The sequence below is a fragment of the Paludisphaera borealis genome, assembly GCF_001956985.1.
GTDB classification, from domain to species: domain Bacteria; phylum Planctomycetota; class Planctomycetia; order Isosphaerales; family Isosphaeraceae; genus Paludisphaera; species Paludisphaera borealis.
On sequence record NZ_CP019082.1, the window covers coordinates 5,985,120 to 5,998,504 of the forward strand.

The 13,385-nt window shown below is 69.5% G+C and carries 2 protein-coding genes; both read right to left on the reverse strand.

Going from position 1 to position 13,385, the window contains the following annotated elements; genetic code table 11:
- Positions 1-47: 47 nt before the first annotated feature.
- A complete protein-coding gene (locus BSF38_RS23210; protein WP_076349491.1) occupies positions 48-6,614 on the reverse strand; it encodes a beta-ketoacyl synthase N-terminal-like domain-containing protein in 6,567 nt (2,188 codons plus the stop codon).
- Positions 6,615-6,616: 2 nt separating this feature from the next.
- The gene (locus BSF38_RS23215) at positions 6,617-13,375 is read right to left on the reverse strand and encodes a type I polyketide synthase (RefSeq protein ID WP_076349492.1); all 6,759 of its coding nucleotides are present in this window, start codon (positions 13,373-13,375) and stop codon (positions 6,617-6,619) included.
- Positions 13,376-13,385 lie beyond the last annotated feature (10 nt).

Consider the following 13,385-nt stretch of genomic DNA (forward strand, 5'->3'; position numbering starts at 1 on the left):
CATGGGCCCCGCCGGTCCTGGATGCCGTCGCCCTCGACCGACCGCGTCTAGCGCGATCGCAGGCCGAGCGTGAAACCGCTCATCTGGTAGATGACCTTGCCGTCGACCCGCAACAAGCCGTCGGCGGTGATGAGCCGTCGATCGTCGTCGACGGCGGTGATCACCGCCTGCGTCGTCACGCGGCGATTGGTGGACGCGATCTGCCCACGGTAGGTCCAGCCGTGCTCGACGCCCAGCCCGGGCGAATCGAACACCGCGTCCGGGCCCGCGTCCCAACGCTCGGCAGCAACGACTTTAAGGAGTTGCTGCAACGATTCCAACCCCAATGAACCGGGCCAGACCGGGTCGCCGAGGAAATGAGCCTGGAAGAACCAGGCCCCGGGATCGACGGCACCGCTCCCCTCGATGAAACCGAGTCCGTTCGGACCTCCTTGCGACACGAACGCGTCGACCTGCTCGACCATCCGCCATTTCCGGTCGGGAAACGGCGCGGCGTCCGGCAACGGGAACGACCGCGAAATCCGCCGCTCGTCGTCGGTCAGCTCGTAAGGAACCGCCTCGCGGACGCCGACCTGATCGATCAACGCGTCGGGGTGGAAAAAGCCGAAGTAGGTGTCGCCGTCGAACACCAGGCCCGAGGCGTCGTGGATCGACATCTCGAAATGATGCAGCAGCATCCCCGCCGAGCGGTTGATCTTCACGACGCGGACGCTCGACCGGAGCGTTCCGGAGTTCCGATCGACGATCCGATGCTGCCGGCCTCGGCCGCCGAGGTTGCGGTACTTGAGCGGGCCGTCGCTCGTCAGGGCCGAGCCCATGAAGGCCGAAACGAAGCCGCACGCCTGAAGAACCGCTTCGAGCAGCACCGCGTACGGGACGTGCGGCTGACGGTCCGAGTCGAAGTACCAGGCGTCGGGAGGGACCGTATATTCCGCTTCGGCGGACGCGCCGACGGCTTGAACGCAGAGGTCGCCTTCGAGGATCGTCACCTGATCCAAGAATTGATACGGCGGCCGAGGCAGCCGGGCGATGAACCGCTCGGAGTCGAACGGCCGAAACCGCTCGCCGAAGCAGTCCGACGGCGCGCCCGTCGAGAAGGCGAGGATCTGGTCGAGCGAATAAACGAGCTTCGACGTCCGGGCGCCTTCCCAGAGCCGTTCCAGCTCCTCGCGGGTCGTCCCCGAGAGCCGCAGCCCCATGTCGGTGAATTCGACGATCGGCTTGCCGTCGGCGAACATCAGGGCGTCGGCGATCGCGTACGGTTCGGGGCCGTAGCCCAGCTCCTTGATCGTGATCTCGTACGTCACGGTCCGGGTCGTCGCGACGACCTGGCCGCGGCATTGCAGGCGATTGGCGACGCCCGTCTGGGGCTCGTAGCGGACCGAGTCGGCCGCGCCCACCCAGCCTAGCCGCATCAAGAAGATCCGCAGCGTGTGCTGGCAGCACTCGTACATGAGCGTGCCGGGCATCACCCGATCGTCGACGAAGTGGCAGACCATGAACCAGTCGTCGGGATGGATGTCGGCCTCGGCCCGGATCAGGCCCAGCCCGAACCGGCCTCCCCGAGGATCGAGCGTCTCGACCCGATGGACGAGCGTCATCCGGCCCCCGGGCAACGGCAGCGGATCGGCCATATCGATCTGATCGAACGGCGACCCGAAGGCCGCGTGCAGGTCCCCCGCGCGAAGGGCGTCAACCTGCCGGGCGTCGAGCGTCGTCGGTGTGGACGGCGTCAAGTCGCGCCAGTCGTCGGGCCGCACGCCGGGGCGCGGCTTGGCGTCGAGCGGTCGCGGCACGATCCCCTTGCCGGCGGCGAGGGCCGCTTCCGAGAAGAACCCCGCGCAGCCGTCGCGCATGGTCATCAGGGGCTCGCCGTTCACCGTGGCGTCGTACCCGAACCGGAACAGGTGGGTCTCGCCCTGCCGGAAGAAGCTCGAAATCACGATGTCGTAGCGGATCACGTCGCCCGGCGCCGGCAAGTCGCGATGGAACGTCACCGTGGCGTCGAGCAGACGGTAGACCGCCAGCCCCTTGGTGATCAGGTCGATGCCGAGATAACCCGCGAGAAACAGGTCGGCCTGACCCGACTCGATGGCCACGCAAGGCGCGATCCGGCCGCCGTCGAGATACCAGGCGCCGGGCAGAACGTCGTGCTCCGTGACCACCCGGCCGCTCGTGAGCGAGCCCAGCCGCCCCTCGATGGTCAGTATGCGGTCGACCAGCATCAACGGCTCGTCCGGCAACCGGACCCGCGTCGGATGCGAATCGATCTCGGCGTACGCGGGCCCGAGCACCGCGCCGATCGATCCGATCGCGAATTCCAGGCACTGCGCGCGGTCGAGGGCGACGGGTTCGAACGTGATCGCGGGCGACGGTGTCGAGACGGCCGGCGGTGCTTCGTTTCTATGCATTTCCAGGACAGGCGCGGCCGTCACAGGAAGTTCGCCGGCGTCGAGCAGGTCGAATTCGAGGGCGATCTGTCGCCCCATCGATTCGGAAAACCCCTGCGACAACCGCAGGAAGGCTTCATGCGCCCGACTCGCGGCGAGCTGGGTTTCCAGGAATTGACGGAGCAAGGGGGATGACGATTCGCTCGGGCCTTCGGCCGAGAGGTTGAGCGTCGGTTGGTGAGCGATCGGATTGGACATGCTTGATAAATCATCCAGGACCGCGGCGGGCGAATCAGGCGCAAGAAAAACATCGACGAGGCCGAGCGCCGGCTCGGGATCGATCGGCCGGTCGGGTTCCGCCACCCGCTCGGCGGGGACGAGTCGCGGCGCCGAAGGCAGCCCGACCACCGCGCGGCCGCGATCGATCACGATCTCACGGCGATCGCCGGGGGCGTCGTCGGCTTGACCTTCAAGGGCTCCGTCGTAAAGGAATCCCAGGTCGACCGGAACCCCGGCGGCGATCAGTTCGCCCAGGGCTCGCAAGACCGCGTCGAGGGCGTCCCCCTCGGCGGGACAGGCCGAGACGGCCAGGTGGGGACGATCGCCGAGGATGCGGCCGATCAGTCGCGTGCACGACGAGCCCGGCCCCATTTCGAGGAAGACGCGAACCCCGTCGGCGTAGGCTTTCTCGACCACGCGCGGGAAGTCGATCACATGAGCGGCCTGGGCCGTGATCGCGGCGGCGGCGGTCTCGTGATCGGGCGTGTAGGCCGTCCCCCAGACGCCGCTGTAGAATGTCACGCCGTCCACCGGCGCGGTCTTCAGCTCGTGGAGCGCCCGGTACTCGGACTCGACGGCCCGGCCGACCTCGCAATGGACGGTGCTCACCAGCGGGAGCGGCAGGAACGGGCAACGCAGGGTTTGCAACACCCCGCGCACCGCGTCGCCCTGGCCGCCGATCACCGACTCGTCGACCGCGTTGCGGATCAAAACGTAGACGCGGTCGACGCCGGCGATCGCCGCGTCGACGTCGTCGCCCGAGCGCGGGACGATCCCCGCAACCCAGTCGACCGGCTCCGAGTCGGCCAGTCCCCACGCGCGGCGGGCGGTCGAGCAGGGGCCCGCCAGGTCGGTGGCGAACAGCGGCGAGGCCATGAGACGCTTCAGCATGTCGTCGCGGTCGGCCCACGCGCCGAGCGCGACGAGTGCCGCCGACTCGCCCAGGCTGTAACCCACGGCCGCGACGGGCTTCACGCCTAGCTTCTGAAAGAGAGCCGTCGTCAGCGAACCGACCGAGATCTGGCCGAGGATCGCGGGGCGGTGGTCGTCGATTCGAGTCGGCAGCGGACCGTTCCACCAGGCATCGGGCGCGAACTGGTCGCGGACCGTCGCGTAACGACTCTCCAGCTCGCCCAGCAGTTCCGGCCAGAGCGCCGAGAGCTGGCTCCCCATGCCGGCGAACACGTTGCCGAGCCCCGGATACGTCAGCGCGACTTGCGGCGGGCCGTCCCAGTCGAGCCTCGGCGGGAAGAACTCGACTCCCTCGATCGGTCGATCGTCGCGGACGGCTCGAATCGCCCGCGCGAGCGACGTGGCGTCGGCGGCGATCAGCGCCAGTGCGGGCGTTTCCGCTTCGTTGAGACCGGCTTGATGCCAGAGCCGCGCGAGGGTTTCGATGGGCCGCGACGGGTCTTCGGCGGCCAGGCTCTCAAGCTTCGCCAGACGCGCGGCGCGTTGGGTCGCGTCACGCCCGCCAACCGCGAAAATCGCCCGGGGATGGGGGCCGAGCGACCGGGTTCGAGTGGGCCGCGACGGGTCGTCGACGCCTTCGAGGACGATCGTCTGATCGAGCCCGCCGAGCCCTTGCTGACGGACCACGGCGACGCGCGGGCCGTCTTCGCGGTTCTGGAGCCAGTAACGGGGACCGATCGCGTCTGAAGGCGGAAGGATCGCCCGGTCGAGCGCGACGGCCGCCGCCGCGACGGCCGCCAGTCCCTCGGCCGCGCCCGTCCAGCCGATCGAGCGACGGACCGAATCCAGCGAGACGCCGACAGCTCGCGGATCGCGGATCACCGCGTAGATTCGATCGCCGTCGCGGACGGCGTCGGCATGGCGCTTGAGGACGAGGGCCGTGGCCCCCTCGCCGGGCGTGAAGGGTTCCGACGCGCCCACGAGCCTGCCGGCGGCGCGTGCCGTCCGTTCGTCGCCCGCCAGGTCGACGGCGCCGACGACGGCCGAATCGACCTCGCCCCGGGCGAGCCAATCGGCCGCCACGCGGAGGGCTTCCAGGCCCGAGTTCTCGTCGCACGAGACCGTGAAGCTCGGCCCGCCGATCCGGAATTCGCGGGCGATCCGGCTGGCTACCAGACCTCCCAATGATCCCATCGTCCGGTTGGGCGAGAGCGCGGGGTGGATCGCATCGCAGGCTTCGACGATCCAGTCGTCTAGCTCGCGCGGGGAGAGATTCCAGCCGAGTTCCGCGTTCCACTCCGGCGCCCGAGCGGTCAGCCACCAGCGGAGTTGAAAGTTCGTGGTGTTCAGGTCGAGGCCCAAACCGACCACGACGCAGGTTCGCAGGCCGGTATCGGACGACCAGCGCGCGTCGTCGATCGCCTCGGCCGCCGTCTGAAGCATGAGCGACTGCTGGAGAAGCATCGACTCCAGTTCGAGAGGCGGTATCCGAAATCGTCCCACCCGGACCCGGAGGCCGTCGAGCAGGTGTCCCGCCTTCGAATCAGTCTCGCCGCCGAGCACGCGATGTTGATAAGCCGGCAGCCCGCGCCAGGGGCCGAAATGGGCCGAGACGCCGACGATCGCCACCGGCTTGCTCGGCGAGGCGGGCGCTTTGACTGTCGACTCAATCGCAACCGGCTGGCCGGTCCATTCTTCGATCAGCATGTGAGCGTTGATCCCGCCGAACCCGAACCCGCTGATCGCCGCGCGTCGAGGGCGGCCGGACGGGGCCGGCGGCCACGGCTCGGCGGTCTTGAGGACGCGGAACGGGCTCTCGTCCAGTCCGAGTCGCGGCGACGTGTTCGTGTGGTTGGCCGTCGGCGGCAGCACTTTGTGCTCGATCGCCAGCAGCACCTTCAGCAGCCCCGCCGCGCCGGCCGCCGTGAGCATGTGACCGACGTTCGACTTCACCGAGCCGATCACGCAGCGGCCCGGGATCTCGATGGAATGATCCGACCACAGGGCCTTGAGGCTCTCGACTTCGACCGCGTCGCCGACGGGCGTGCCGGTCGCGTGGCACTCAACGAGGTCGACGTCGTCGGGCGACCATCCCGCCTGGTCGTAGGCCGCGCGCATGGCGCGCAACTGACCTTCGCTGCTGGGGGCGAGCAGGTCGCCGTGGAGGTCGTTCGAGAGGCCGATCCCGCGAATGACGCCGTGGATCACGTCGCCTTGCCGGATGGCGTCATCGAGCCGTTTGAGGACGAAGAGGCCCGCGCCCTCGCCGACGATCAGGCCGTCGCCTTCGTCGTCGAACGGGGCCGACCGGCCGCGCGGCGAGAGCGCGCGAAGCTGGGAAAAGCCCATCTGGGTGTAGAGTGCGTCGGGACGCGAGACGCCCCCCGCGAGCATCGCGTCGACCCGGCCCGTCGTCAACTCGTCGCAGGCCAGCTTGAGCGCGTAGAGCGACGATGCGCAGGCGGCGTCGAGCGTGAAGGCCGGGCCTCCGAAGCCCAACGCGCGGGCGACAAGGCTCGCGGGCAGGCCGGCGGGAAACGCGTTATACGGCTCGTCGTTCGAGGGACCGGACGGCGGAACTCCGAGAGCGTCCTCGATCGTCCGTCCCAGGGTTTCCCGGGTGAGGGACGACGTCGTCTCGGTGGGCAGGACGATGTTGCCGAAGATCACGCCGACGCGGGAGCGGTCGATCGTCTCGGTCCTCGCCGCGTTCCAGGCGTCGCGGGCCGTACGCAGCGCGAGGCGGAAGGTCGGATCGAGCCGGGCGACGAGCGCGGGGTCGATGGCGAGATCGCCGACGTCGAGCGGCTCGTCGTCGGTGAAGCCCCCGCGCGTCGTGTAGACGCGGTCGGCCCGGCCGACGAGCGGATCGTAGGCCCGCGACGGGTCGAGGAGCCAACGACCGGGCGGCGGCTCCGTCGTCGCGTCGAGTCCCGCCGAAACCAGGCGCCAGAAACTTCGGGCGGTCGGTGAGCCGGGGAGAATCGCCCCGATGCCCACGATCGCCACAGCGGACGTGCGTTGCTCGATCATCGTCAGTTCGTAGCCGTCTCAAGATGCGTGAGGCGATTGCGGCGGAACGCCAGGTTGAGCGAGGCGTCGATCACGCACTCGTACGACTCCATCCGCGCGACCAGCTCGTCGCGCGAGTCGAGGAACTCCACGTCGGCCACGGCCCGACGATCGCTCGACTGCCGGACCGTCGCCACGACCCGGACGCCGTCGTCCGGGAACCGACGGCGGAATTGCCGATACGACCCGATCGCCGTCGGCAGCGAGCCCGAGCCCGTCCGCTCAAGGCACCAGAGGATCATCAACTGGAACGCCGCGTCGATCGCCAGCGGGTCGGTGAGCCACTGCTGACGCAACGGCTTGGCGATCCAAGAAGCCGGCGCGGGGGCGGTCGAGACCCAGGCGGCGATCGTCTGTTCGTCGCAGCCCTCGACCCGCTCGATCGCCTGCATGGCCGGGCCGTGGAACAGGCTTCGCTGATAGATCTCGTCACGATCGGCGGCGAGCGGAAGCAGGTTCCCCTCGGTCAGCGTGCGACGGCCTTCGACGTGCCGTTCGGCCAGGTTCACCACGGCCCGAGCGTGGACGATCTCGCGGCCGCCGTCGAGTGAGCCACGCATCTCGACCGGGACGGCCAGAGCCGAACCTCGGCGATCTCCCTTGCCGGCGTGCAGCGCCACCGTCACCGGCTTGTGGTCGCGAAGAACCACCCCCTTGAACAGCCGCAGATCGTCGAGACCCTCGACGACCAGGCCGGGATGCCGGTGGAGAGCCGCCTCGCCCAGCCATTCCATGATCAAGGCCATCGGCAGGACGGCGTGACCGTCGATGACGTGCGATTTGAGCACCGGCAGAGCGTGGACGTCGACGATGCGGTCGAAGGCCGGGCGCAGGTCGTCGTTGGCGGAACGCTCGGGTTCCGGCGTCGGCGTCGGAGTCGGCTCGCCGGTTTGCGGAGGATCGGCGAGGACGACGACTTCCACCGGATTCTCGCGCGACTCCTGGAGTTCACGGACGACGAGGCGGGCGCCGTCGGCGAGCGGGATCAGCCCGACGCCTTCGCTCTCGAACAACGGCCGGAGGGCGGAGGTCACCATGCCGCCGTCCCAGGGGCCCCAGTTGAACGAGACGACGCGACAGTCGGGAAGCCGACGGGCCTGAACCTGGGCCCACTTGTTGAGCACCTCGTTGGCCGCCGCGTAAGCGACCTGACCGGTTCGGCCGAACCGCGCGGTGGACGACGAGAACAGGCCGAGGACGCGGAGCGCGGTCGGCTCGATCGCCTCGAAAACGGCGTTCAGGCCGTCGATCTTGGTGTCGTAAACCAGGGCGAACTGGTCGTCGGTCTGGTCGTCGATTCGACGGTCGGCCAGCACCCCGGCGGCGTGGATCAGGCCGCGAACCGGCCCGTGGACGGCCTGGACCTGATCGATGAGCGCCCGCACGGCCGCGCGGTCGCGGACGTCGACCGACTGGTACATCGCCTTGCCACCAGCCCGGTTGATCCGTTCGAGGTTCCGGCGAATCTCGCGCTGGGCCATGATCTGCCGGCCGCGCTCGTTGAGCTTCTGGGGCGTCATCGGCTCGGTCGCATGGAGCCGGAGCGCCGAGCGAACGGCGACCTCATCGTCGAGAGCGGCCAGCCACGCGGGTTCGGAATCAGGAACCGGCGTCCGGCCCAGCAAGAGCAGCCGAGGACCGAACTCGGCGGCGAGCGCGACGGCCGCCTCGGCGGTGATCCCCCGGGCGCCCCCGGTGATGACGACCAGATCCCCCGGATCGACGACCGGCCGGCGGCGATGATTGCCCGACAGCCATTCCACGCGGTCGAGCGCGACCTGAATCGTCCGGCTCGCCGACAGACCGACCTCGGCGGGACCCGATCGGATCAGCTCCTCGACTATCCTCTGCGCCGAGTCATCGACGTTAGACGCGTCTCGGTCCAGGTCGACGGCCTTGCAATGCACCTCGGGCCATTCCCAGCTCGCCGTCTTGGCGAGCCCGGCGAGACCGCCGGACGTCGGTTCGACCGACGCCCCGAGCCCTTCGAGACCGAACGCGCCGTCGAGCCGCGAGACCGTCAAGAGAGCCGCCGCGCCTCCCTGGGCCGACTGGCCTCGCAGCATCGGGCCCACCGCGCGGATCAGCCGGAACGCGTTCTTGACGAACGAGTCGTCGGCGCCCAAGGCCGGCGCGACCACGATCAGACCGCAGGGCCGTTGACCATTCGTCGCCGCGACTGGATCGGACGTCGAGATCACCCGGCCGCGAAGGCCCCGCTCGACTAGGGCCGTTTCGAGGGCCGCCGTGAGCGATGATCCGTCGTCCGTGATCCAGACTTCCCCCCCCGGCGTCAGGCGGATCGTCTCGCGAGTGTCGGGAGCGTCGAGCGGACGAGGACGGGGCGTCAGGCGATCGAGGCGGACCGCCGGCCGCGTCTCTCGTTGAACGACGGGCTCGGGACGCGCGACAGGCTGGGCTTGTTCGGCCGCGCCGCCGTCAAGGAGGGCGACGATGTCGCGGAGGGACCGGATCGTTCCGAGCTGGTCGGGCTGGACGGCCGGGGCGTGGGGGAGCCGGTCCTGGAGCGCGGAGAGGATCTCGACGCGTTTGATGGAGTCGATGCCGAGGTCGGCGTCGAGCTGCATGTCGAGTTCGAGCATGTCGGCGGGATAGCCGGTCTTCTCGGCCACCGTCTCCAGCAGCACCTCGGCCACCTTGGCGTCGCCGTTGACGCTGACGGCCGGCGCCGGCTGCGGCGTCGCGATCGTTCCGCCTCCCACATTGAGCAGGGCGACGATGTCGCGGAGGGATCGGATCGTTCCGAGCTGGTCGGGCTGGACGGCCGGGGCGTGGGGGAGCCGGTCCTGGAGCGCGGAGAGGATCTCGACGCGTTTGATGGAGTCGATGCCGAGGTCGGCGTCGAGCTGCATGTCGAGCTCGAGCATGTCGGCGGGATAGCCGGTCTTCTCGGCCACCGTCTCCAGCAACACCTCGGCCACCTTGGCGTCGCCGTTGACGCTGACGGCCGGCGCCGGCTGCGGCGTCGCGATCGTTCCGCCTCCCACATTGAGCAGGGCGACGATGTCACGGAGGGATCGGATCGTTCCGAGCTGGTCGGGCTGGACGGCCGGGGCGTGGGGGAGCCGGTCCTGGAGCGCGGAGAGGATCTCGACGCGTTTGATGGAGTCGATGCCGAGGTCGGCGTCGAGCTGCATGTCGAGCTCGAGCATGTCGGCGGGATAGCCGGTCTTCTCGGCCACCGTCTCCAGCAACACCTTTGCCGTTTCCGAGACGTTCGACACGGGGGCGGGCGGGGCTTCGACGTGTCGGCCGTTGGTGGCCGGCGCCGAGACCTTGACCGGAGCCGGGGCCGGAGGGGCGACCGGGGCAGGTGGGGGCGTCACGGCTTTGGGAGCCGGCGGCTTGGCTGGCAGGCTGGCGGGCTGGACGGCGGCGGGTTGCGAAACCGGCGCGGCGGGACGAGGCGCGACGTCGCCGGCCAGCCGCAATTGCTGTTCGAGGAGCGTCTGGAAGGTCCGCTGGGTCGCTTCCTGGCCTTCGAGAAACTGCTGATGGAGCTGCGCCGTCTGCTGGGCGAGTTGCTGGAGGGCGAGCAGGTGGTCGTGCGTCTGCTGGAAGACCGGGGCCAGGTTCGAAGCGGACGTCGTTCGCGGCGCCGGGAGTCGAGAAGGGGCGGGAGCGTGCGCGTGGCCGTTCGAGGAGGCGAGGGTTTGGTTCTGAGAGGAATTCATGGTCCGCTCGACAAGGGCTTTTTGCTGGTTTGTCCGCGTCGGCGACGGGGCGACGAGGCCGGCGGTGGAAGTCGTGGGCGATGCGATCGGCCGCGGCGGGGCTTCGGCTTTGACAGCCGGTTTCGCGAGGGCCGGAGTCGCGGGTCGGGGTTTCGAGACAGGGCGAGGATGAGCGCCGCAGACCGGGACGGTCAGGCCGCTTCGCTTGGTCGCCGGGGGCGGCGGCTGGAAGCCGAAATCCCATTGCGGGAGATCGAGCGCATAGCCCGACGCGGCAAGGCTCGCGAGGACCGTCGCGAGGCCGACGAGGTCGCCGGCCTCGCCGCGCGCCGAATCGACGGCGAGGGCGGCATGGGCTTTCCCTTCAAGGATCGACGCCACCAGGCCCGACAGCTTGGCGTCCGGCCCGACCTCGACGAACGTCCGGGCGCCGTCGCGGTGCATGGCCTCGACCATGGCCGTGAACTCGACCGGCTGGGCAAGCTGGTCGGCCAGCAACTCACGAGCGCCATCGGCCGAAGCGGGGTAAGGCTCGCCGGTCGCATTCGCGAAGACCGGGATCGTCCCCGGCTTCACCTCGACGCCGCCGAGCGCGTCGAGCAGCGGCCCGCGCGCCTTGGCGACGAACCGGCTGTGGAAGGCCGCCGAGACCGGCAGCCGCCTCGCCGTGATCTTCTCGGTCGCGAGCAGGGCTTCCGCTCGCTCGATCTCGGCCTTGGGGCCGGAAAGAACGCATTGACGAGGCGCGTTCTTGTTGGCAACGACGACGTCGAGCGCATGCCGCCGCAAGAATTCGGCGAGTTGGTCGGCCGGCGCGAACGTCGCAAGCATGGCGCCGGAATCTTTGTCGCCGGCGCAATCGGCCATGAGAGCGCCGCGCTCGTTCGCCAGGATGGCGAGAGCGCGAGCGTCGATCCTTGCCGCCGCGTGCAGCGCGGTCAACTCGCCGAAGCTGTGGCCGCCGACCATGTCGGGGCGAAGGCCAAAATCACCGAGGATCTGAAGCAGCCCGAGCGAGACCGCGCCGATCGCCGGCTGGGCGGATCGGGTGTCGCGGAGGGCCTCGTCCTGCCGTCGGCGCTCGTCGTCCGAGAAGACGGACGGCGGATAGATCCGATCGCTCAGCCGCGCGCCGATCGACGTCGTCGCCGCGTCGGCCGCTTCGAGGGCCGAGAGCATGCGCGGAAACCGGCAGGCCAGGTCGCGAAGCATCCCGACGTACTGAGAGCCCTGACCGGGGAAGAGGAAGGCCAGCCGTCCCGGTGCGTCCCCCTCGCCGAAGAAGACGCGTCGCGCCCTGACCGTTTTCGTGGCGGCGGCCGACGATTTCAGGCGGTCGCGGGCCTCCTCGATCAAGCCCGGCAGGTTCTCCTCGCCGCGTTGCGCAACGATCAGGAGCCGCACTCGATGAGTCGACCGAAACGCCGATCGGCTCCGAGCGGCCTCGGCCCGAACCTCGGGCCACGACGTTTTATCGGACCAGCGCGGCAGCAGGCTGTCGAGAGCCTTCGGGTCGTCGGCCGAATAGGCCAGGAGCTGGACGTCGCCGCCCCAGTCGACGGCCGCGCGATCGGGCTCGACCTCTTCGAGCACGCAGTGGAAATTGCTGCCGCCGAAGCCGAACGCGCTGACGGCGGCGCGGCGAGGATGCCTTCCGGTCGAAACCCAGGGGCGATTGTCGACGTTGAGATAGAACGGCGATCCGTCCCTCGCCAACGGGTCGATGGGCCGGTCGATCTTGATCGTGGGGGGCAAGACCTTGTGATGAAGGGCCAGGGCGGCCTTGATCAGCCCCGCCGCGCCGGCCGCCGCCTTGGCGTGGCCGATCTGCGACTTGACCGAGCCCAGAGCGCACCACGGACCGTCCGGCCGGGCGCCTCGGTAGACCTCTTCGAGGGCCTCGACCTCGACGCCGTCGCCGACCCGGGTGCCGGTGCCGTGGGCCTCGATCAGCTCGATCGAGTCGGGAGTGACGCCCGCTTGCTCATAAGCCTGGCGGAGCGCCTTGACCTGCCCGCTCGCCACTGGGGCGTAGATCGACTGCCCCTTGCCGTCGCTGGAAGCCCCCATCGACCGGATCACCGCGTAAATCCGATCACCGTCGCGCTTGGCGTCGTCCAGCCGCTTGAGCACGAGGACGCCCAGGCCCTCGCCCAGAATCGTGCCGTCGCCCGACGCGGCGAACGGCCGCGCGTCGCCGCTCGGCGACAGGGCCGGCGTCTTGCTGAAGCACATGTACATGAAGATGTCGTTGAACGTGTCGAGCCCGCCCGAGAGCGCGACGTCGCAGCGGCCGGAGGCCAGCTCGTGCATCGCCAGGTTCACCGCGCCCAACGAACTGGCGCACGCGGCGTCGACCACGCAGTTGGCCCCCCCCAGGTCGAGCCGGTTGGCGATCCGGCCGGCCGCCACGTTGCCCAGGAGCCCGGGGAACGAGTTCTCCTGCCAGCCGACGTACGAATCGGAGATCCGCTGGACGACGTCGGCGGCGGTTTCCGCGTCGACGCCCGCCTCGTCGAGCGCCCGTCGCCAGATCGGGTGGCCCAGTCGCGCGCCCAGGGGGATCACCAGCTCAAGGGTTCCGGTGACGCCGAGGATCACGCTGACCCGGTCGCGGGCGTAATCGCGGCCCGCGCCGTAGCCGGCGTCTTCGAGGGCCTTCTTCGCGACCAGCAGCCCGAGAAGCTGGGTCGTGTCGGTCGCTTCCACGGTATGTGGGGCGATCCCGAAGTCGAGCAGCGGAAAGTCGACCGGCGAGAGGAATCCGCCTCGATGCGCGTACGTCCGATCCGCCGCTTTGGGATCCTGGTCGAAGTAATCCTCGGGCCGCCAGTGAGTGGGCGGAACCTCGGTGATCGCGTCCAGTCGGCCGCGAATGTTGGACCAGTAGCGCTCGAGGCCGTCGGCCATCGGGAACAGGCAGCCCATCCCGATGATGGCCACCGGAACGGGTCGCGAGGAGTCGGCCTGAGTCAAGTCACTTCCCTTTCGAGCGTCGATGCGGGCTGGGTGGGGGCTCTCGGTCATCTGGGCGACA

Excerpts from the sequence above, each read along its gene's own strand:
- BSF38_RS23215 (WP_076349492.1), bottom strand. The coding sequence starts at position 13,375 with ATGACCGAGAGCCCCCACCCAGCCCGCATCGACGCTCGAAAGGGAAGT.
- BSF38_RS23210 (WP_076349491.1), bottom strand. The coding sequence starts at position 6,614 with ATGATCGAGCAACGCACGTCCGCTGTGGCGATCGTGGGCATCGGGGCG.